This is a genomic window from Desulfovibrio sp. (genome assembly GCF_035644575.1).
Lineage (GTDB): Bacteria > Desulfobacterota > Desulfovibrionia > Desulfovibrionales > Desulfovibrionaceae > Desulfovibrio.
Window position 1 is genome coordinate 1 of sequence record NZ_DASQOG010000242.1, and the last position, 20,170, is coordinate 20,170.

General features: G+C 58.5%; 18 protein-coding genes. 10 read left to right on the forward strand and 8 right to left on the reverse strand.

All coding sequences use genetic code 11. The annotated features are described in order from the left end of the window. A partial coding sequence (locus VEZ52_RS13465; RefSeq protein ID WP_324837272.1) for a hypothetical protein occupies nucleotides 1-183 on the forward strand: 183 nt, incomplete at its 5' end. A 247-nt stretch (nucleotides 184-430) separates the two neighbouring features. Here VEZ52_RS13465 and VEZ52_RS13470 read toward each other — a convergent pair. From VEZ52_RS13470 to VEZ52_RS13480, 3 genes are read right to left on the reverse strand one after another with little or no spacing between them, the layout of a single operon-like run. Further along, nucleotides 431-1,501 (reverse strand): glycosyltransferase, encoded by a 1,071-nt coding sequence (locus VEZ52_RS13470; protein WP_324837273.1) that lies wholly within the window; start codon nucleotides 1,499-1,501, stop codon nucleotides 431-433. Between the two features lie 34 nt (nucleotides 1,502-1,535). Continuing rightward, complete coding sequence (gene aroL, locus VEZ52_RS13475) at nucleotides 1,536-2,081, reverse strand: shikimate kinase AroL (RefSeq protein WP_324837274.1); 546 nt, start codon at nucleotides 2,079-2,081, stop codon at nucleotides 1,536-1,538. A 9-nt stretch (nucleotides 2,082-2,090) separates the two neighbouring features. Then, nucleotides 2,091-3,164 carry an aminopeptidase P family protein gene (locus tag VEZ52_RS13480; protein ID WP_324837275.1) on the reverse strand — a complete coding sequence of 358 codons (1,074 nt, stop codon included), beginning with the start codon at nucleotides 3,162-3,164 and terminating at the stop codon, nucleotides 2,091-2,093. Nucleotides 3,165-3,364: 200 nt separating this feature from the next. Between VEZ52_RS13480 and VEZ52_RS13485 the strand changes: the two genes are divergently transcribed. The 7 genes from VEZ52_RS13485 (at nucleotide 3,365) to VEZ52_RS13515 (ending at nucleotide 13,433) form a co-directional block, all read left to right on the forward strand. Further along, nucleotides 3,365-4,174 (forward strand): dihydroorotate dehydrogenase electron transfer subunit, encoded by an 810-nt coding sequence (locus VEZ52_RS13485; protein WP_192113064.1) that lies wholly within the window; start codon nucleotides 3,365-3,367, stop codon nucleotides 4,172-4,174. A 177-nt stretch (nucleotides 4,175-4,351) separates the two neighbouring features. Next, entirely contained in the window at nucleotides 4,352-5,278 is a 927-nt protein-coding gene (locus VEZ52_RS13490; protein ID WP_324837276.1) for a dihydroorotate dehydrogenase, read from the forward strand. Between the two features lie 3 nt (nucleotides 5,279-5,281). Beyond that, nucleotides 5,282-6,412, forward strand: coding sequence for a hypothetical protein (locus tag VEZ52_RS13495; RefSeq protein ID WP_324837277.1), 1,131 nt, complete (start codon nucleotides 5,282-5,284; stop codon nucleotides 6,410-6,412). 2 nt (nucleotides 6,413-6,414) lie between these two features. Continuing rightward, entirely contained in the window at nucleotides 6,415-7,509 is a 1,095-nt protein-coding gene (locus VEZ52_RS13500; RefSeq protein ID WP_324837287.1) for an NAD(P)-dependent oxidoreductase, read from the forward strand. Continuing rightward, complete coding sequence (locus tag VEZ52_RS13505) at nucleotides 7,506-9,506, forward strand: ATP-binding cassette domain-containing protein (RefSeq protein WP_324837278.1); 2,001 nt, start codon at nucleotides 7,506-7,508, stop codon at nucleotides 9,504-9,506. The genes VEZ52_RS13500 and VEZ52_RS13505 overlap by 4 nt, the downstream gene beginning before the upstream one ends. Before the next feature lie 121 nt (nucleotides 9,507-9,627). Beyond that, entirely contained in the window at nucleotides 9,628-10,035 is a 408-nt protein-coding gene (locus VEZ52_RS13510) for a (deoxy)nucleoside triphosphate pyrophosphohydrolase (RefSeq protein ID WP_192113060.1), read from the forward strand. 341 nt (nucleotides 10,036-10,376) lie between these two features. Further along, nucleotides 10,377-13,433, forward strand: a complete 3,057-nt coding sequence (locus VEZ52_RS13515) for an EAL domain-containing protein (RefSeq protein WP_324837280.1) — start codon at nucleotides 10,377-10,379, stop codon at nucleotides 13,431-13,433. A gap of 88 nt (nucleotides 13,434-13,521) precedes the next feature. On the opposite strand, the gene VEZ52_RS13520 is transcribed toward VEZ52_RS13515, so the two are convergent. Continuing rightward, nucleotides 13,522-14,871 carry a sugar transferase gene (locus tag VEZ52_RS13520; RefSeq protein ID WP_324837281.1) on the reverse strand — a complete coding sequence of 450 codons (1,350 nt, stop codon included), beginning with the start codon at nucleotides 14,869-14,871 and terminating at the stop codon, nucleotides 13,522-13,524. After that, a complete protein-coding gene (locus tag VEZ52_RS13525; RefSeq protein WP_324837282.1) occupies nucleotides 14,868-16,025 on the reverse strand; it encodes a glycosyltransferase family 4 protein in 1,158 nt (385 codons plus the stop codon). The genes VEZ52_RS13520 and VEZ52_RS13525 overlap by 4 nt, the downstream gene beginning before the upstream one ends. A gap of 226 nt (nucleotides 16,026-16,251) precedes the next feature. Between VEZ52_RS13525 and VEZ52_RS13530 the strand changes: the two genes are divergently transcribed. Then, entirely contained in the window at nucleotides 16,252-17,274 is a 1,023-nt protein-coding gene (locus VEZ52_RS13530) for an NAD-dependent epimerase/dehydratase family protein (RefSeq protein WP_324837283.1), read from the forward strand. 255 nt (nucleotides 17,275-17,529) lie between these two features. Here the strand turns inward: VEZ52_RS13530 and VEZ52_RS13535 are convergent, their stop codons facing one another. From VEZ52_RS13535 to VEZ52_RS13545, 3 genes are read right to left on the reverse strand one after another with little or no spacing between them, the layout of a single operon-like run. Then, nucleotides 17,530-18,240 (reverse strand): septal ring lytic transglycosylase RlpA family protein, encoded by a 711-nt coding sequence (locus VEZ52_RS13535; RefSeq protein WP_291444418.1) that lies wholly within the window; start codon nucleotides 18,238-18,240, stop codon nucleotides 17,530-17,532. Then, a complete protein-coding gene (locus VEZ52_RS13540) occupies nucleotides 18,231-19,229 on the reverse strand; it encodes a hypothetical protein (RefSeq protein ID WP_324837284.1) in 999 nt (332 codons plus the stop codon). The genes VEZ52_RS13535 and VEZ52_RS13540 overlap by 10 nt, the downstream gene beginning before the upstream one ends. Further along, entirely contained in the window at nucleotides 19,226-19,552 is a 327-nt protein-coding gene (locus tag VEZ52_RS13545) for a hypothetical protein (protein WP_414649524.1), read from the reverse strand. Before VEZ52_RS13545 ends, VEZ52_RS13540 begins: the two co-directional genes overlap by 4 nt. 355 nt (nucleotides 19,553-19,907) lie before the next feature. On the opposite strand from VEZ52_RS13545, the gene VEZ52_RS13550 reads away from it, so the two are divergent. Then, nucleotides 19,908-20,170: hypothetical protein (locus VEZ52_RS13550; RefSeq protein WP_324837286.1), on the forward strand; the 263-nt coding region annotated here is incomplete at its 3' end.

Here is a 20,170-nt window from a genome sequence, read left to right on the forward strand (position 1 = left end):
GCATGCCGCATCCTCCATGTGAATTGCGGATTGAAGGAGTTGAAAATACATAAAGCCCTTGCAAGATATCTGCTCAGCCCTGTTATGTCAAAGGGTATTGGTGACAAATTTCGCAAACTCCGCAATTTTTTTTTCACAAGCCTTGTGCTCAAGGCTGCGGAAAGTGTAAAACAGTCTTTATGACGATTGTTTTTGCCTACTGCATCAGCTCAGTGCTGCCTGTGCGTCAATATTGGCTGTTTAAACAAACAAATAAAGTGCTCGGCTGGTTGTGAGAGCACGTGAAGCAGAGAATAGTGTAATAAAGTGTGCCGTAGTTGCAGTATTGCAGTGGGCAGCGCGCGCTACTGAGTGAAAAGCGCTTGCGCAGAAAGACACAAACGAATGTTAAACCAGATTTAACAGGTCTGCATTATTAAAAAAGAATATATCAAACCAGGAGCCAGTCCTGCTGCTCATATCCTGCCTGTGAGAGCCACAGGCCAGCTTCTTCCGCTGCGCCGTGGGCCGTCAGGGCATTGAGAACGCGGCATTGCCCCGGCTTGGGCAGGGCACTGCGCCCCAGAACAGGAACGCCGTTTACGCGGTTGCCGATCTTTCTGGGATCTATATCAATGTAAGCGGCAGGTCTTGGGCCCAGCGTCCACAAGGGGGCCAGCCGTTGCCGGGCTACGCGGCCACCGCCAATTACCCAAATATGAGGATGAAAGGGGTTGTGCTCCTCAAGCCAGCGGGCCAGCCACAGTGCCCGCAGCCTGTCGCAGGCGATGCGCGCATATCTGCTGTCCGCGCGGGTGGCGCGTGTGGGAGCGTCATTCCACACCAGCATTTCCTGCGGCAGCTTTTCCATTATCGCCCCGTGGTGGAGCCAGCGCAACCAGATCTCCCAGTCTTCGGCAAAGTCGCCGTCACGGTATGCGCCCCATTTGTCCACGCATTCCCTGCGAAACATGGTCGATGGATGGCACAAGGGCGTATCCCGAAAACGTGCGCGGCTGATCTGGTCATGTGTGAGCAGGCTGTTCTGCCAGTCCACAAAGTGGGCAAAGCCGTGTGCTGTTGCGCGGTCTCCGCCAAAAGCCACGCAGGTTGCCGACACGCTGAGCTGCGGATTGTTAAAAAGATGCGCCGTCTGCGTGGCAATGCGCAAAGGATGCGCCGTGTCGTCTGCATCCATGCGCACTATAAACGAGCCGCGCGCCACGGCAATGCCTGCGTTAAGCGCCGCCACAATGCCGCCATGGGGCAGGTGCAGCGCCCGCAATCTGTACCCGCAGCAGGCGGGGTTTGCCCAGTATTCCAGAAGCTCGCGGGTGTCGTCGGTTGAGCCATCGTCAGCAACAATAATTTCAAATTCGGGCAAGGGCGCGTCAGGAGCGGGGCGCTGTCCGAGCAGGCTTTGCAGGGTTGCGCCCAGTGTGCGGGCCGCATTCCACGTGGGCAGCACCACGGATACAAGCGGGGCGGTCAACCGGGATGAAATGCGATCAGTAGCAGTCATTGAAGAAGCAGTGATGGCTGGGTTGAAGGTGCGGTCATGCCTTGGCGTGGTTCTGCAGTTTTTGTTCCTGCCAGAGCTGCTCTATGTGCTGGCAGACAACAGGCATGGGCCGCGATGCGTCAACTATGTGGTGGGCGGCCTGTTCATAAAGATGCCGCCGCTCGTTCAGAATTTGGCCAATTTCTTCAATGAGCCCCTTGCCGGTCAGCGAAGGTCGCTGGCTGTTGACAGGGTTGCGGCTTAGTCTTTCGGCAAGGGTCTGCACCGGTGCATCGAGAAAAACAACCATGCCGCGTTGCCGCATGAGAAGGCGATTCTCTTCCGCCAGCACCATGCCGCCCCCGGTGGAGACAACACAGCCAGCGGGGTGCGCGTCCGCCACTTCCTGCAAGGCCAGACTTTCCCGGCTACGGAAGCCGGGCCAGCCCTCAGCGGCCACAATCTGCTCCACAGTAAGGCCCGCCCGGTGCAGCAAGTGCTGATCGGTGTCGGCAAAAGGCAGGCCGAGGCTTCTGGCAAGCGCCTTGCCTATGGTTGTTTTGCCCGAAGCCCGCGCGCCCACCAGAAAGAGAATGCTCATGCCGCCTCCTTAAAGGATTCTGACGCCGTCTTCTTCGACCAGCACCGTGTATTCCCAGCGGATACCGCCCCATTTGGGGTAGTAGAGCCCCGGCTCAACGGTCACAACCATGCCGGGTTCCAGAATCCCCTCAGCACGGGGCGAAAGGGTGGGGGCTTCGTGGGTTTCAAGGCCCACGCCGTGCCCGAGGCCGTGCGTAAAGGCATTGGCAACGCCAGCTTTTGCAAAAACATCGTGCGCCAGCGCATAGGCCGTGCGCATGGGCATGCCGGGCCGCATGCCTTCTATGGCCGCCGTCTGCGCCTGCCGGGTAAGGTCGAGCGCACGGCGGAACTCGTCAGTGGGGGCAGTGCCCACCCAGAAGGTGCGTGTCTGGTCAGAGCAGTAGTTTTCAACGCGGCAGCCAACATCGACCAGAACCGGGCAGTTGTCTGTAACAGCATCCTGACCGGGGATGGCATGGGGCAGAGCGGCGTTTTTGCCAACGGCCACAATGTTGGCAAAGGCAAGCTCTGACGCGCCGTTTTCGCGAAAAAAGCGTTCGATGAGCCAGCTTATGTGGGCCTCGGTGCGACCCGGCTCCAGCTGGCCCTCAACCCATTGCATCAGCTTGTGGTTGAGTGCAAAAGATTTTTCCAGCGCGGCAATTTCGCAGGGTTCCTTGATGCGGCGCAGGTGCTCGACCATGCCGTCAGCCGTTTCGCAATACAGACCGGAGCCAGAGCCAGTCAGATCGCGGGCAAAGGCGAGGCTGACGCCGTTGGCTTCAATGCCGATGCGGCTGCCGCAGCGCCGGAGCAATCGGTGCAGTTCGCGCGCGGCGCTGCAGCCATATATGAAGATGCGTTCGCGATCCCAGATGCGTGAGGCGGCGTCCAGATAGCGGGCGTCTGTTGCCAGCCAGTCGTGCCCATCAGACGTGATGACCAGCCTGCCTGCGCTTTCGTTAAACTGTGGATCATGCAGCTCAAAACCGGAAAGATAAAACCTGTTGGCAGCCTGGCTGATGAGCATGGCGTCAAGCCCGCGCAAGCGCATGGTGCGCCGGAGGTTTTCACGGCGGGAAGCGAAGATGTCACTCATAAAAATTCTCCTGCGCGCACTATACCCAGCGCGGGGCTGGCTGAAAAGGTTAAATTTAACGGGGTTGAGCGGGTTGGATTATGGTGGGTTGTCAGGCCGGGAGAATGGACAATTGATACAGTTTTTGTATACATTAGCAAAGAGGCTTGGAGTAACTCGGTCAGTTGACCTAGAACCTAACTAGGACTATAATTATAGACATGTCACAAACATCTTCTTGCGAGCTTGATGTTCTCGATCTTGTGCCTTTTGGGCAGACCGGCAACGAAAGCCGCTTTTTTGCGTTGCGCCTCTCCCGCCCCGAGTGGACTCGGTGGCGGCCAGGGCAGTTTGTCATGATCCGCCCCCGAAATTTCGGGCTGGATATCCCTTGGGCGCGTCCCCTTGGCATCTGTCATATGACCTCCCGGCATATGATTTGCTTTTTCCAGGTGCGCGGTAAAGGCACACGGCGCATGTCCGAGCTGCGCTCCGGCGACAAGGTGCGCGTGTGGGGGCCGCTGGGCAACGGGTTTGCCGTTGAACCGGACACTCCGACCCTGCTGCTGGCAGGCGGCATGGGCATAGTGCCCTTTGTGGGCTATGTGAGCGAGCATCCCAAACCGTGGAATGTGTCCATGCTGTTTGGCCACCGCGAGCACATCAGCTGCTATCCTGTGGACAGCATCAACGAGCACGTGCCGCTGGACAGTTTGCGCGAAGCGGAATCCGGCGATCTGGACGACTTTATTTTTACCATTCAGGAGCGCATGAGCGAATACGCCGAGCAGAAAGGCCTTGTGCTTGCCTGCGGGCCTACCCCCTTTATGCGCACCGTGCAGAAGTTTGCCGCAGAACTTGGCGTTCGCTGCCAGGTTTCGCTTGAAAACCGCATGGCCTGCGGTGTGGGCGCATGCCTTGGCTGCGTGACCAAAACCACAGAAGCCTGGCCGGTTGAAGCAAAGCGCGAAGGGCTGGTGCAGGTGTGCAACCACGGCCCGGTATTCTGGTCGGATCAGGTGGAACTGTAGGTTTTGCCTGTGCTTCCTTGTTTCCTGAAACGACGTTAACGCCCGTATGCGGCATCCGTTACGGCCATGGCGCGCCGCACCGGCGAACTGGCGGTCGCGCGTGGGTATGCGCGGGCCTGTCTTGCCAGGCGAAGCCACGCACAAAATGCCGGATGCCGGCAATCTGGAGAAAGCGGCATGGATCTTTCCGTCACACTCAAGGGGCAGACGCACGATCTGACCCTTAAGAACCCTGTGCTCACGGCTTCAGGCACCTTCGGCTACGGGCTGGAGTTTGCCTCTTACGGCGATCTTGCCTCGCTTGGCGGTCTGGTAGCCAAGGGTCTTTCCCTGTTGCCGCGTCAGGGCAACCCCACGCCGCGCATTGTGGAAACCACCGCGGGCATGCTCAATGCCGTGGGTCTGCAAAATGACGGAGTCGAGGTTTTCTGCCAAGACAAGCTGCCCCGTCTGCCCTGGCAGGAAACAGCCGTTATCGCCAATATTTACGCCGGTTCGGTGGAGGAATTCGCCGAGCTTGCCGCCCGCCTCAATACTGAGGAAGGCGTTGCCGCACTTGAGGTGAACGTCTCCTGCCCCAACGTCAAGGAAGGCGGCGTACTGTTTGGACAGGATCCGGCGCTTGCCGCCCAGGTTACGGCAGCCGTGCGCCGCGCCGCGCCGGGCAAGCACGTTATGGTCAAGCTTTCGCCCAACGTGACGGATATCGCCCTCATGGCCCGCAGCGTTGAAGACGCGGGCGCGGACAGTATCTCGTGCATCAACACGCTGCTTGGCATGTCTGTTGATCTGAACAGCCGCAAGCCCTCGCTTGCCAATGTGGTGGGCGGCCTTTCCGGCCCTGCCATCAAGCCTGTTGCCCTGCGCTGCGTGTGGCAGGTGGCCCGCGCCGTGAACATCCCCGTTATCGGTATTGGCGGTATTGTCACCGCCGAGGACGCGCTGGAATTTTTGCTGGTGGGCGCGCGCGCCGTGCAGGTTGGCACGGGCAACTTCATGCGGCCCGACTGCGCCTTTGCCCTGGCAGAAGAACTCCCCGCCCTGTGTGAAAAGCTGGGCATTGAAGACCTGGGCGCTTATTGCGGCAGCCTGGACTTGGACTAAATCATGTCGCTTACCGTTATTCCCGCCCGCTCCAAGCAAGAATTTGACCAGTTTATGGATTTGCCGTGGAGCCTATATGAACGTGGCTCCCTGTGGACTCCTGGCCTTAAAAGTCAGGATCGTGAACTGCTCACGCCCGGCGAACATCCCTTTTGGGAAAGCGCACGCCGCGAACTCTTTCTTGTGTTGCGCGATGGCCGCGCCATTGGCCGCATAGCCGCCATTGTGGACGAAAAGTACAATGCCTATGCCGATGAAAAGTGCGGAGCCTTCGGCTTTTTTGAGTGCGCCAATGATCCAGAGGCCGCCCACGCTCTGCTGGATGCGGCGCACGGCTGGCTGGCCGAGCAGGGCATGCGCTTTATGCGCGGGCCGCTGAATCCCTCGGCCAACTATACCTGCGGCCTGCTGGTGCACGGCTTCGACCTTGCGCCCACCATCATGATGCCCTGGAATCCGCCGTATTACGCAGAACTGCTCGAAACGTGGCATCTGCGCAAGGAGCAGGATCTTTTCGCCTATCAGATTGAACGCTCGCGCCTTACGCCGCCGGAATGGCTCAGTGAGGAAGTGACGCGCCTCAAGGCCGAGGCGCGCTTTACCTGCCGCACGTCCAGCAAGGCAACACTGGCGGAAGATATCCGCGCCATGCTGGAGCTGTACAAGGTGTCCTGGGCCAAGAACTGGGGTTTTTCTCCCCTATCTGACGGCGAGGCGGAGCAGCACGTCAAGGAGCTTAAAAGCGTTCTTGATCCGGAATTTTTTGTGCTGTTCTTCCACAATAACCAACCTGCCGCAGGCATGGTGGCCCTGCCGGACATGGCCCCGCTCTTGCGGCGGCTCAACGGCAAGCTGGGCATCTCGGCATTGTGGCACTGGTGGCAGTCCCGCGCAGAAATTCGCGGCGGCTACCGCATCATTCTTTTTGGTATTCGCGAAGAATTCCGCCTCATGGGCCTGCCCTTGCTGCTGCTCGACTTCATGCTGGAAAAGGCGCGTCAGCACCCGCATTTTCAGTGGGTTGAGGGTTCCTGGGTGCTGGAAGACAATGCGCCCGTCAACGATCTGCTCGAAGATTTCTCGGGCCAGCTTACCAAGCGTTACCGCCTCTACCGCAGGGAGATTCAGTCGTGACCATGACTGAAAACGCCATATATACGCCGCATCTGGCGGGTAAAAAAGTGCTGCTTACGGGCGGCACTGGTTTTGTGGGGCGGCATCTGCTGCCGCAACTGTTGGAAGCCGGAGCGCAGGTCACCTGCCTCACGCGGGCTGCCTCGCGCACCGGGCATCTGCCTGCGGGCGTGGAAACAGTCCAGGCCGATCTGAGCACGGGCCAGGGGCTTGCAGAAGCCCTGCATGGCAAGGATGTGGTCATCCACATGGCGGCCCTGCTTTTTGGCCTTGGCTGGCAGGATTATCTGCGGGCCAATGCCCTTGCAGCACGCAGCATGGCCAGCACCATAACCAGCCTTGCCAGAGAGGGAAACCTTGGGTCGGACTTTCGCTTTGTGCTTGTTTCAAGCCTCGCGGCTACCGGCCCCTGTGGCACGGCCCCCGGTGTGGACGATGCCACGCCGCCTGCGCCGGTTTCCGCCTACGGCTGGTCAAAAATGCTTACCGAGCAGGTGCTCGGGCGCGCCCTTGGGCAGAGCCTCGTAACCCTGCGCCCCCCCATCATTTATGGCTCGGGCGACAAGGGGCTGCTGCCGGTATTTCAGGGGGTCATGCGTGCCCATGTGGCCGTGAGCCCCGGCGCTGGACGCGAGTTCCCGGTCAGCGCACTGCATGCGGACGACATGGCCCAGGCCGTGCTGTGCGCCTGCAGGCCCGAAGCCAGCGGCGTGTATCATCTCAGTGACGGCGAGGCCTATACCATGTCCGGCTTTTGCCGGGTCATGGGCGCAGCGGTGGACAAGGCCCTTGGCCGCGCCCCGCACGAGGGGCGCAAGGTGCGCGTAGTGCGCATGCCTTTGCCCGTCATGGCTTGTACTGCCGGGCTGTCCACGGCCTTTGCCGTGGCTGTCGATGCCGTGTCTCGCCGCCTTTTGGGGCGTGGGCTGCGGCGCGCCCCGGCCTGGAATCTGGACAAATACCGTGAAGCCCGTCAGGCCGGGTGGCTGTGCGACAACAGCCGCATCTGCCGCGAACTGGGCTTTGCGCCGCGCGTGAGCCTTGAGGCTGGTATGACCGAAGCCGTCGACGGCTACCGCCGCGAGGGCTGGTTGTGAAGATCACCATACAGGAACTTTCCAAGGCATTTGGCGGACGGGACATTCTCAGCAACTTCTCGCTGGAAGTGGACCCCGGTGTGCGGCTGTGCGTTTGCGGGCCCAACGGTACGGGCAAATCCACTTTGCTGCGCCTTCTGGCCGGGGTGGAAAGCCCTGACGGCGGACGGGTAATTCTGCCGCGCGGCTGCCGCCTGGGTTTCGTGGAGCAAGAGCTTTCAGAGGAATCCCTCGAAACGCCGCTGCTGGCCTATGTGCTGGACGTGCTGCACGACTGGAGCGACTTTTGGGCCGAATGGGAAGAAGCCGCCGCCAGCAAGGACGAATCGCGCCTGACCTCCCTGATGCACCGCCAGGGCGAGCTTGAGGCTCTTTACGGCTACAATCCCGAGCATCGGGCCAAGGCCGTGCTTTCCGGTCTGGGATTTGCCGAAAACAAGTGGAACCGCACCCTGCGCGAACTCTCCGGCGGCTGGCGCGAGCGCGCCAAGCTGGCCCGTGTGCTTACCGCCGGCGCTGACGTGCTGCTGCTGGACGAACCCACCAACCATCTCGACGTTGAAGCAGTGGAATGGCTGGAATCCTTCCTTATGGACTTCAGCGGGGCGCTGGTATTTGTGGCCCATGACCGTGTGTTCATGGACAATGTCGGCACCCACGTTCTCTACCTCGGGCTGTCCAAGCCCGTGTTCCGCAAGGCCACCTACACGCAGTTTCTGACGCTTCAGGACGAATACAACGCCCAGCGTGAGCGTGAGGCCCGCGCCCTCAAGGAAGACCTTGACCGCAAGATGGCCTTTGTGGAGCGTTTTCGCGCCAAGGCTACCAAGGCCCGTCAGGCTGGTTCCCGGATGAAGATGGCTAAAAAGCTCGAAAAAGAGCTGGAAGACTACAGACCGGAACCCAAGCGCAAGGAGCTGAATTTCAGCTGGCCTGAAGCTCCGCATTCGGAAAAGATTGTGCTGTCTGTTGCGGACCTGGAATTCCATTTTGGCGATGGCAAAACCATGTGGCCGCCCCTGACCCTGACCCTGTTCCGTGGGCAGCGGGTGGCTCTGGTGGGGCACAACGGCTGCGGCAAGTCCACCCTGCTCAAGCTGCTGGCTGGCACGCTGGAACGCTGCGGCGGCAATATGGTCACGGCATCGCAAATGCGCATGGGCTACTATACCCAGCATCAGATGGACACCTTGCGGGGCGATACCACTGTGCTTGGCGAAATCCGCCGTCTTTCAGACCCGCGCACCACGGAAGAAGAGCTTATGAGCGTTCTCGGGCTCTTCATGCTGGGGCAGGATTATTTTGAACGGCAGGTGAGCGCCCTTTCGGGCGGCGAAAAAAGCCGCCTTGTACTGGCGACGCTCTTTTTGAAGCGCTGCAATTTCCTGCTGCTGGACGAACCCACCAACCATCTTGACCTTGAAAGCCGCGAAGCCCTGGTGAGCGCGCTACAGAAGTTTAACGGCACCCTGCTTATGGTGGCGCATGACCGCTGGCTCCTCTCGCAGGTCGGGGCTGAAGCGTGGGAACTCAATGAAAACGGGCTGACCGTATTCCCCGACTTTGCTTCGTATGACGAAAACCGCCGCGCCCGCCAGAACAGCTTGGGTGAAAGCCTCCAGAGTGCCGCCAATGCATCGGGCAACAGCGCCCGGCAGGCGGACGTGCCCGCCGCGCAGCCATTGTCGCGCGACGAACAGAAGCGCATCAAGCGCGAGCAGGCCGACAGGCGCAATGCCCTGCACAAGGAGCTGAAGCCCCTGCAAAGCCGTTACGAAGCGCTGGAAACAGAGCTTGCCTCGGTGCTTGACCAGCAAGCCCTTGTGGAAGGCCAACTGGCCGACCCGGATGTGTATGCCGACCACGCCCGCTCCAGCGATCTGCTCAAGACATTTGAATCGTGCAAACAGCGTAGTGAAGCCATTTTTGAAGAAATGACCACGCTTGAAGAAGGCATGACGGCTGTGCGGGAAAAGTGGAACGTGGAGCAGGATTGACCGACAGGTTTTGCGGCAACCCCCACAAAGGCGTTGCGTGACGTAACAGCTTGGTGCAATAGTACAAATATGTTTTCACCCAAAACTGTTTCAGGGCCGCGTGCCCGGTGTGGAGAGCGGCATGCAACATATAGAAGTAGCTGCGGGCATCATCTGGCGGGGCAAGAGGTTTCTGGCCAGCCAACGCCTCAGCGACAAGCCTCTTGAAGGATACTGGGAATTTCCCGGCGGCAAGCTCGAAGCCGGGGAAAGCCCGGAAGACGCACTTAAACGCGAGTTGGCTGAAGAGCTGGGCGTGGGCGTGCGTCAGGTTGTGTTCTGGAAAAGCCTTGACCATGAATATGTGGAGCGCGGCTTCAGCGTGCGGCTGTATTTTTTTCATGTCACCGAATTCGTGGGTGAACCCTGTGGCGAAGAAGGGCAGAACCTGCGGTGGGTAGAGCCGCAGGAAGCCTTTGCCCTCGGGTTTTTGCCTGCCGATGCCGTAGTGCTTGAAGAACTCATAGCGAGGCAACCGAGCATTCTTTGATAATTTCGTGATGTGCTTCCTCTGCGCAGTGAATATTTTTTGTTTTAGCCCGCCAATGGCGGGCTTTTTTTATGAGCAGGCAAAATTGGGGTGTAACTAGCGGTGGAAATGTTCCCCGCAAAAAGGTAACTTGAAACCAGTAGTTATCTAAGCCGCCACTGCTCACTGCTTTTTCCAAAAAATTCGGGAGAGGCTATGCGAATGCTATCAGCGGAACGGCGGGCTACACCCTGCAAGCTCAGCCGCATCATTTTATCCCTTCCCAAACGGTGTTGGCGTGCAACCTCGCATGTCGCTCAGGTGGCCTGCCGTGTCTGGCTCGCACACCGGGCAGGTGATCTATGCGTATAAAGCAGCTTTCCTTTATTGTGTGCGCCGCCATAGTCGGGCTGTTCGTGCTTGTTTCCTACGTCACGTCCGAGCTTGTGGTGGTGCGCGGCGTGGATGCCATTGAGAGCAACAGTTCCGCCGAAAAAATGAAGCAGTTGCGCAACCACATCCATGCGCAGGAAACACAACTAAGCCATATCGCCGTGGACTGGGCATGCTGGGATGACGCCTACCGGTTCATGCAGGACAATAATGATGAATTTGTCCGAATCAACCTGCGGCAGCAGATGCTGACAAAGCTGAATCTGTCGTCCATTGCCTACGTCAGCAGAAATGTCGCAAACGTATCTATGGTTGAAGAAGATGCGGACTGGCGCAAGCCTGAGCTTACAGCCGAGGCGCAACATCTTTACGCGCAACTGGTCAACAGGCTTGAAGGCAGCTCGGAAGAAGGCCTTGCAGGGGTAATGATGATTGGCTCTGTGCCGCACATTGTTGCGGCCCAGAAAATACGCGATACGGCCATGCTGCTGCCCGCCAACGGTGTGGTTTTTATGACCCGCGCCATTGATGCGGATTTTATAAAGGATGTGGAACACGATACCCTGCTGCGCTTTACCGTGCTGCCAGTGGAAGCGTTCAACAGCCTGCCCGTGGCCGCGGATGATATGAACGCCTTTAAAATAGTGCGTGAAGACGGCAGCATCAATTCATACTCAGTGGTGCGCGATGTGTTTGATTGTGCGGCCTTTTGCCTGCGGCTCGTCACAGGCCGGGAGATTGCCCAGCTTGGCAAGCGCATGTTTTTGCAGAATTTTATTCTGATTGTCGTCACCGGTATGGGGATGCTGATTGCATTCCTGGTGTTTACAGAAAAGCAGATACTCAGGCGCATTCTCTCCATGCAGCGGCAGGCGCAGCATATTGAAAAGAGCAGCGAACCGCTGAAAAAAATTGATATTAAGGGTGACGACGAAATATTTGACCTGTCCCTGAAGATCAACAGCATGATTGACGCCCTGCAATCCAACGAAAAGTTTTTGCAACAGACGCTGGATACACTTCAGGCTGGCGTAATCACCATTGAACCGGGCAGCCTGAAAGTGCGCAGCATCAATGCTTTTGCGCAACAGTTCATCGGCCTGCCCGCCGATGAAATTGTGGGCAGGCCCTGCCATGAATTTATCTGCCCCGGCGGAGTTGACCTCTGCCCCATGAGCAAGGGCAATCCCAAGGGCGAGCTGCTCGCAGGCCAGCTGACATCTGTGGACGGCACCATGAAGACCATCGTCAAATCCGTGCGCGCCATTGAGATGAAGGGCGAAGAGATCTTTCTGGAATCGTTTGTGGACATAACGGATCTGGAAACAACGCGTAAGGAGCTGCAACGCTCAGAAGAGCGGTACAAGACCCTGTTCATGAACACCGGCACGGCAACGGCGGTTATCAGCAGCACCGGGCTGATATTTTTGACAAATACGGAATTTTCCAACCTTGTGGGCATGCCGCAGGATGAGATTGAAGGAAAGCTCTTCATAAGCAGATTTCTGGGTAAGGGCGAAGGGCATTCGCCGCTGTCGTTCGGCCCTTCTGCAACAAGGGGCAGTGAGAAATATGAAGCAGAAATCCGCAGCAGCATGGGAAAAACCATCAATGTGCTGGTGACCCGGGCAAAAGTTCCAGAGAGCGGGCTGTCGGTCATTTCCCTGCTGGATATTTCGGAACGCTCGGCAATGGAGAGGGAGCTGGCCTACAGGGCCAACCATGACCTGCTCACGGGGCTTGCCAACAAGGCTCTGGTGGCAACGCGGCTCATGGCCGCCATGCAGGAGGTGCATGAATCCGGGGGCATGGTAGGTGTGCTGCTCATCGACCTTGACCGCTTCAAGCAGGTGAACGACAGCTTCGGGCATTCGCTTGGCGACAAGCTCTTGCGGCAGGCTGCGGAGCGTCTGACGTATCTGGCCCGGCAGGATGACTGCGTGGCCCGGACTGGCGGCGATGAATTTGTCATTGTTGTTGGCAAGGCGCAGGGAAAGATCCAGCTTGAGGCCCTGGCAAACAACGTGTTGCATTCGTTGAACCGCTGCTTTTATGTGGACGAATATTCCATTTATCTAAGCGCAAGCATTGGTATTGCCTGCTATCCCGGCGACGGCACAACCGTGGAGGCGCTGATGCAAAGCGCCGACCTTGCCATGTACAGAGCCAAGGCCAAGGGCAAGAACACGCATACGTTCTTTACTGAAGACCTCACGGTGGCAGCCAACGACCGTATGGCGCTGGAAACTGAGCTTTTCCGCGCCATGGACAGTGCCGCCTTTGAGGTGCACTACCAGCCCAAGATTGACATTGGCAACGGCGCGGTTGCTGGCTGCGAAGCGCTTGTGCGCTGGAAGCGCGCTGACGGCACGTGGATTCCTCCCTCTGTGTTTATCCCCCTGGCTGAAGAAACCGGCCTTGTGCGGCGGCTCGACATGTACGTGCTGCGCAAGGCGTGCCGACAGCAGAGGGAATGGCGGGAGCAGGGCCTTGGGAATGTCCATATGTCTGTGAACATGTCCGGGCGCAGCATCATTGCTGAAACATTTGTGGATGATGTGCTGGATGTGCTGGGCCGGGAAGATATGCGCCCCGAGCACCTGGGCATGGAAATCACCGAAACGGCCTTTATGTCCAATATGGCGGAGGCGTCGCGGGCCATAGCGGCGTTGAGCGAGCAGGGGATACAGATATATCTGGATGATTTTGGAACCGGGTATTCATCGCTGTACTATCTGCATACCATGCCCATCGCCAGCCTGAAAATCGACAAGTCGTTCATTGACGGCATTAACGCGCCGCTCAATGCCTCCAACGAACTTGTCAAAACCGTGCTGACTCTCGCCTCCGGCCTTGGCATGGCAACAGTGGCAGAAGGCGTTGAAACGCGCGAGCAGCTTGATTTCTTGGCAGAAAATGGTTGCAGCATCATTCAGGGCTATATCTTTTCGCAGGCGCTCAGCGGCCGCGATTTTGCAACCTATCTGGAAGGTTCCGCCGACAGTATTGCGGAAGTAATGGCTTAATTCCGCCTTTTTCAGGGCCGTAAAAAGCCCCGCAGGATATCCTGCGGGGCTTTGGCATTTGTAGCGGCTGTGCGCGTTCAGGCTCGGACTAGCGCGCTCCCTTGGGGAAGAGCACCACGCCGACCGTCTTGAACACGATATTTATGTCCAGCAGGATGGACATGTTCTTGATGTAGTACAGATCATATTCCAGTTTGCGGCGGGCATCGTCTTCTGACGCGCCGTAGGGATAGCACACCTGCGCCCAGCCGGTGAGGCCCGGCTTAACCGTATGCCGCAGGCTGTAGTAGGGTATGGTTTCCTTGAGTTTGGTCACAAATGCCATGCGCTCGGGGCGCGGGCCGATGAAGCTCATGTCGCCCTTCAGGATGTTCCATATCTGGGGCAGTTCGTCTATGCGCACCTTGCGGATGAACTTGCCGAACTTTGTCACGCGCGCATCATGGGCGCTGGCCCATACGGCTCCGTTCTTTTCTGCATCGGCGCGCATGGAGCGAAACTTGTAGACCGTAAATTCCTTTTCAAAAAGGCCCACGCGATCCTGCTTGTAAATGACCGGGCCGGGCGATTCCAGCCGCACCACGATTGCGGTCAGCAGCATGATGGGTGCTGCGGGAATGAGCAGCAGCAATGAGATCAGCACATCGAGGGCGCGCTTGAGCCTGCGCAACGAGCCGCGCGTGTTCAGCGAAAAGCCTTCGGTCTGCAACAGCCACTCATCATTGATCTGCGAAAGCGGCAAGCGCTGCACCACGTGCTCGTAAAAACTGCGGATATCCACCACCATGCTGCCGCGCAGCTTTGCTTCCAGCAGATCATGGGCGATGTCGTCGTCAATGGGTGCATCGGGCAGCAGCAGGATCATGGTCGCCTGTTTTTCTTTGGCAATGTCCAGAGCCATAAAGGGTGCGCCAAGGCACGGCCCGGCATCAGGCCCCTGATCGCGTTCGCCCACATAGCCAAGGATCTCGGCCTTGGGCAGGCCCTCCGCCAGCAACTGGCGCACCTTGCCCGCACGGTCTACCCCTACCAGCAAAATGCGCAACGGGTGGGTGAGCCTTTCGGCGTTGAGGTGGTAAATCCAGCGCCAGCCCAGAGAAAATGCCAGCGAAAGGGCAAAAAGCATGGCCACGGTTTCGCGGTCAAAACGCCAGTGCTGAAAGGCGTAGGATGCGGTAGCCGAAGAAATAATGCCAAGCAGGCAGGCTACCAGCACACGCCCCACGGTTTCCTTGAAGTCCTCGTTGCCCACGCTGTACGCATCAAGGATGTAAAAGAAGAGCATGTAAAAGAAGATGGTAAAGAGCGTAGCGCCCGTATAGTCGTGGAAAATGCTCAGATCGGATTCGACCGTCAGAAAACCGGAAATGCTGAGTGCCAGCAGAATGCAGACGAGATCCAGAACCTGCAGCATGGCCATGCGGTATGTGCTTATCATAGGGTATCCTCAATGGCGGGCACGCGCATGTCTACAAGAATGCGCGCGGCCACTTTTTCGGCGTCAAATTCACTCAGGGCCAGTTCGCGCCCGGCCTGTCCCATGCGGGCAATGCTTTCAGGGCTGGTGATAAAGGATTCCATGGCGCCTGCCAGCGCCTGCGGGTCGCGTACCGGTACAAGGTAACCGTTGACGCCGTTACGCACAACTTCGCGGCAGCCGGGGGCGTCCGTGACCACAGCGGGGCGGCCCATACTCATTCCCTCCATAATGGAGGTCGGCGTTCCTTCGCGCCACGAGGGCAGCACAAGCACATGTGCAGCAGCCACATAGGGGCGCACATCGCGTGTTTCACCAAGATATTCTATGCTGCCCTGTTTCTGCCATGCATCCATCTGTTCCATGCTCACGCTGCCAAGGCCTTTTTCCGGCGGGCCGAGCACCTGAAAGCGGGCATCAGGATACCGGGCCTTGAGCACGCGCGCTGCTTCGGCATATTCCGGCAAGCCCTTGGCTTCAAGCAGTCGTGCCACCAGCAGAAAAACGGGCGAGCCGCTCAGGTGGCAATCGGCGGAATAGCTGGGGAAAGGGCTGGGGGCAAAGCGCTTGGTATCCACGCCGGTGCCGCGCGCCGTAAGTACCCGCGCATTACGCCCGAGAATGCCCGATTGGCGAAAAACCTGTATGTCGTCCTGATTCTGAAAAAAAACGCCTTCCGCGCCCGAAAGCGCCACGCGGTAGAGCAGGCGGCCCAGAAGGTTGACGCATTTCTTGAAGAAGGAATCAGCCTCAAAGGCATAACCAAGGCCGGTGATGGTGGCATAAACGTGGGGAACCCCAGCCGCTCTTGCCGCCATGCAGCCGTAGATCACAGGCTTGATGGTGGAGGCGAAAAGCAGGTCCGGCTTTTCGTCCCTGAAAAGGCTGAACAGCTCCCGCGTGGTGCGCAGGTCGCTCAGGGGGTTCAGCCCCTTTCTGTCCAGCGAATAGTGGCGCAGGCGCGCGCCCTGAGCGGCCAGTGCTGCTTCAGCATCGGCATCGCCTGGCGGGGCGCAGCAAACTACCTCGTGCCCGGCCTTGCGCATGTGCCGGATCAATACACTCCAGAAGTTGCTCATGGCTTTGGTCTGGTTGCCCAGAACAATGATCTTCATGCTCGGCGCTCTCCCTTGTTCGGCGCTTGCCCTGCGGGCTTATGTCGCATGCGCAAGCCTATAGCACTACAACCGTGTTATGAAAAGGGGAGAAGCTTTTGCATATATAGGCGGTGCGGGCCGCCGCAGCTTTACAGTCGCGCTGCTACAGGGTAAAAGAGGAATGGTTCTGCTGCCCGGGAGTATGCCTTGGAGCAGGCCGGAAATCTGAAAACAGGACGCAAAAATGAGCGCGTATTCCGATCTTACCAAGTCCATGGCTGCCCAGCCTTCGCGTTGGCTTATCACTGGCGTTGCGGGCTTTATTGGCTCCAACCTGCTGGAACATCTGCTGAAACTTGGGCAGACCGTGGTTGGTCTGGACAATTTTCTTACCGGCTACCAGAAAAATCTGGACATGGTGCGCGACATCGTTGGCCCAGAAGCGTGGAGTCGGTTTACCTTCATCGAAGGCGACATTCGCGATATCGACACCTGCCACGCCGCCTGCAAGGGCGTGCAGCACGTTCTGCACGAAGCGGCCCTTGGTTCTGTGCCGCGTTCCATTGACGACCCGCTGTTGTCCAACAGCTGCAATATCACCGGCTATCTGCACATGCTTGTTGCCGCGCGCGATGCGGGCGTGAAGAGCTTTGTGTACGCAGCGTCTTCCTCCACCTACGGTGATTCGCCCGAACTGCCCAAGGTGGAAGACAAGATCGGTAGCCCCCTTTCCCCTTACGCTGTCACCAAGTACGTGGACGAACTGTATGCGGACGTGTTCAACCGCTGCTATGGTTTCTCCAGCGTTGGTTTGCGGTATTTCAACGTGTTCGGCCAGCGTCAGGATCCTTACGGCGCGTATGCCGCCGTTATTCCCCAGTGGTTCGCCAGCCTTATCAAAAAGGAAACCGTTTTTGTAAACGGCGATGGCGAAACCAGCCGCGACTTCTGCTATATCGACAACGTTGTGCAGGCCAATCTGCTTGCCAGCTTTGCCCAGGGCGAAGCCACCAACAAGATTTACAACGTGGCCTTTGGCCAGCGCACTACCCTGAATGAGCTTTTTGACCTCATCAAGGAAGAAGTGGCCCGCCACAAGCCCGAAGTCATGAGCGCCGAATGCGTGCATCGCGACTTCCGCGCTGGCGATGTGCGGCACTCTCTTGCCGATATCGGCCGCGCAGAAAAACTGCTGGGCTACGGCCCCCAGTTTGACGTGCGCCAGGGCCTGCGTCTTGCGGGCGACTGGTACGCAGCCAACCTGTAGCAGCCAGCCGCATTCCAGAAATATGAAACCCCGCGCAAGCGGGGTTTTTTGCTGCCCAAGGCAGGATTTAATTTGAAAGCTGCGCAGGAGCGGTTGCCGCAAAAATTGTTTAGGAACCGTGTATAATTGATTTTTTTGTTCTCTGGCAAGGAAGATAAGCCTTTTTTACGAAGGAGTGTACATGAGAGTGCTCGACCGGAGTAAAAAAGGCTTTCTGACGCAGCCAGAGGGCAAAAGGACAATTATACACAGTCTCTAATTGTCGCCCACGACAAAAGCGCCGGGATACATGGCGCGGAAAATATCAAGCTCTTGCTGCGCTCCGAAAGAATCGGGCCACGGCCCCACCTGCACATTCCACATGTTGTTGCTGCCGTAAATGAGGCGTCCGCGCTTGCCGGTCTGGGAAAGGATGTTGATGAGGTTGTCGGCGTTCACCCTGTCGGCAAATGCCCCCACCTGCACATAAAAAGCCCCGGTAAGGTCGCCGTCTTCTTTCATGCGCTCAACGCCGCCCATGCTCTGGATGCGTACCCGCGCCGTTCCGGGGCCAAGGATGTTCAGGCGGCTGGCCGCAGCGCGGGAGAGGTCAATGACGCGGTCGTCCACAAAAGGCCCACGGTCGTTGACGCGCACAATGATGGAGCGTCCGTTGCCCATGTGGGTGACGCGCACCTTGGTGCCCAGAGGCAGCAGCTTGTGGGCCGCCGTCATGGCGTACTGGTTGTAGGTCTCGCCATTGGCCGTGGTTTTGCCGTGGAACCCGGGCCCGTACCATGAGGCCGTGCCTTCTTCCACAAAACCGTTGGCTGACTTGAGGGGATAGTAGGTCTTGCCGCGCACCGTATAAGGGCGACTGCCGGGAACTCCGCCCTTGCGCCAGGAGCGTGAACCGCAGCCGCTCAAGAGCGCGGCGCAAAGCAGGGCAACAAGAAAAACAAGGAGCGGTCTGACCGTCATGCACATCCGCGCCCCTGACCGCTCAGGTAGGGCAGGCAGGGGAGTGTGTTCTTTTTGCCGCATGCGGCGCACAGGCCGGAGCAGTCTGCCTCTGACGCGGCGGCGCATTCCAGTTCATGCAGCAGGGCAAGGCCTTCCTGCCCCAGACTGCCGCGATCGCGTGCTCGGGCAAGCAGGGCCAGCGCCGGGTTGCGGCGGCCTGCATTGAGAAAATCCCTGGCAGCCAGAAGGTAGAGGCGCTCCCTGTCATTGCCGAAGAGCGAAGCCAGGAGGTGCTCGTAACCTGCGCCAAAGACCTGGCGGGCAAAGTCCTCTTCGGTGGCAAGCCAGCGCGCCAGATGGGCGTTGTGCCGCTCGACCGCCAGATAGCTTGTAAGAAGGCGCAGCCCGTGGGCCAGAACGTGCATGATGCGCGAAAGTTCGCGTGAGGAGCTTTCAGAGGTTTGGCCGCCAAGGCCGCGCAAGGGGTTGTACATGTCTGTCGTGACCCCGGGCCTGCGCGAAATCTGGATAAGGCGGTTGGCGTAGTGCTGGCCCTGAAAGGCGTCTTCCTTCAGTTTAGCGCATTCGTGAAAGGCATAGCCGATGCACCAGTCAATGAGGGTTTCAAAAGCTTTCTGGGCATGAGCGCCGCCGGGCAGCACATTGTCCGCATGGCGGCGCAGCGCCGTGATCTGCGCCATCTCTGCGGTATTGCCGTTATCATCGGCGGGTTCTTCCGGCAACGGCAGCTCCAGCGGCGGCATGCCGCCGGGGGCCATGGCCTCTATGCCGGGGCTGTTGCGGAAAAGGTGATGGGCCGTATCCTTGAGCCGCCAGAAAACGCCCTTGCGCATGGCCTCGCCCAAAAGGTCGCGCAAGGCAGTGTAAGAAACGGCTCCGTCCACGTCAAAGCGGTGGCGTTGGTCGGCCAGCAGGCTGTAAACGGTGCAATAGTCGCGCACCAGATCGCGCACGAGAAAATCGCGGTTGGCCAGCAGCCAGCGTCCGTTCACGCTTCGTCCTCCTGGAGTAGGACGCGGGCCACGGCGATGTCGTACAGCAACAGGGGGTCAGATTCGGCATTGCGTTCTTGCTGATACATGCGCGCTGCGCTGCGCACCACAGCCATGCTCAGCCAGGGGTGCCGCTCCCACACTTCGGGATGGTCGGCGCGCCAGAGGCGAAATTCAACCTCGCCGTCAGGCCCGCGGCGCACGTAAACGCGCGAAAGGGCATTGCCCGCCTGCGGGTGATAGTACAGTCCAAGTTCGTCTTTCATTATAATGATAACCCTTGCGGATATGGGCCATGCGAGGCCGTTGTTGGTGCGGCGCATCCGCACATTCCATTTTGATCATACGCGCAAGAAAGCACTTTGCCAAGGCTGTGCGACAATGTTGTGAAAAATAGTACAATATTTAAGAAAAAAGTTGCTTTTTTACGTAAAAAAATGGCCGCGCGTCTCGCCTAAAGTAATGATTTTGGCATGCTGTGTTCACGTGCTTTGTGTCGCAAAGCCTTGATCGCCGGGTATTCTTGCGCCTTTTGCGTATATCATGCCGCCCCGGTTGTCATTACGTGGAAAATGGGCTAATCAGTGTTTTGACCGCGTTGCGGCCTGACGGTCGGTGGCCCTTGCACGTCCGTTATCCGCGATCCCTTGGGGCGTCCCGATTTTACGGGGCGGGCGCATGCAGGTTTTTACCTTCATGCGCGTGCTGGGGGGAGTATCCCGCCATGCACGGGCAGCGATTTCGCGCCTGTACCCCGGATTGCCGCACCGGATCGCCGCAGTTGACCGGCACGTCACGCAAGCGCGTGATACAAACAAACCATGTGGAGGTATGGCAATGGCGAAACATGCAACCCCCTTGTTGGACCAGCTTGAAAGCGGCCCTTGGCCGAGCTTTGTGTCCGACATCAAACAGGAGGCGGCCTCTCGGGCCCAGAATCC

Excerpts from the sequence above, each read along its gene's own strand:
- VEZ52_RS13470 (WP_324837273.1), bottom strand. The coding sequence starts at position 1,501 with ATGACTGCTACTGATCGCATTTCATCCCGGTTGACCGCCCCGCTTGTA.
- aroL (WP_324837274.1), bottom strand. The coding sequence starts at position 2,081 with ATGAGCATTCTCTTTCTGGTGGGCGCGCGGGCTTCGGGCAAAACAACC.
- VEZ52_RS13480 (WP_324837275.1), bottom strand. The coding sequence starts at position 3,164 with ATGAGTGACATCTTCGCTTCCCGCCGTGAAAACCTCCGGCGCACCATG.
- VEZ52_RS13485 (WP_192113064.1), top strand. The coding sequence starts at position 3,365 with ATGTCACAAACATCTTCTTGCGAGCTTGATGTTCTCGATCTTGTGCCT.
- VEZ52_RS13490 (WP_324837276.1), top strand. The coding sequence starts at position 4,352 with ATGGATCTTTCCGTCACACTCAAGGGGCAGACGCACGATCTGACCCTT.
- VEZ52_RS13495 (WP_324837277.1), top strand. The coding sequence starts at position 5,282 with ATGTCGCTTACCGTTATTCCCGCCCGCTCCAAGCAAGAATTTGACCAG.
- VEZ52_RS13500 (WP_324837287.1), top strand. The coding sequence starts at position 6,415 with ATGACTGAAAACGCCATATATACGCCGCATCTGGCGGGTAAAAAAGTG.
- VEZ52_RS13510 (WP_192113060.1), top strand. The coding sequence starts at position 9,628 with ATGCAACATATAGAAGTAGCTGCGGGCATCATCTGGCGGGGCAAGAGG.
- VEZ52_RS13515 (WP_324837280.1), top strand. The coding sequence starts at position 10,377 with ATGCGTATAAAGCAGCTTTCCTTTATTGTGTGCGCCGCCATAGTCGGG.
- VEZ52_RS13520 (WP_324837281.1), bottom strand. The coding sequence starts at position 14,871 with ATGATAAGCACATACCGCATGGCCATGCTGCAGGTTCTGGATCTCGTC.
- VEZ52_RS13525 (WP_324837282.1), bottom strand. The coding sequence starts at position 16,025 with ATGAAGATCATTGTTCTGGGCAACCAGACCAAAGCCATGAGCAACTTC.
- VEZ52_RS13530 (WP_324837283.1), top strand. The coding sequence starts at position 16,252 with ATGAGCGCGTATTCCGATCTTACCAAGTCCATGGCTGCCCAGCCTTCG.
- VEZ52_RS13535 (WP_291444418.1), bottom strand. The coding sequence starts at position 18,240 with ATGTGCATGACGGTCAGACCGCTCCTTGTTTTTCTTGTTGCCCTGCTT.
- VEZ52_RS13545 (WP_414649524.1), bottom strand. The coding sequence starts at position 19,552 with ATGCGCCGCACCAACAACGGCCTCGCATGGCCCATATCCGCAAGGGTT.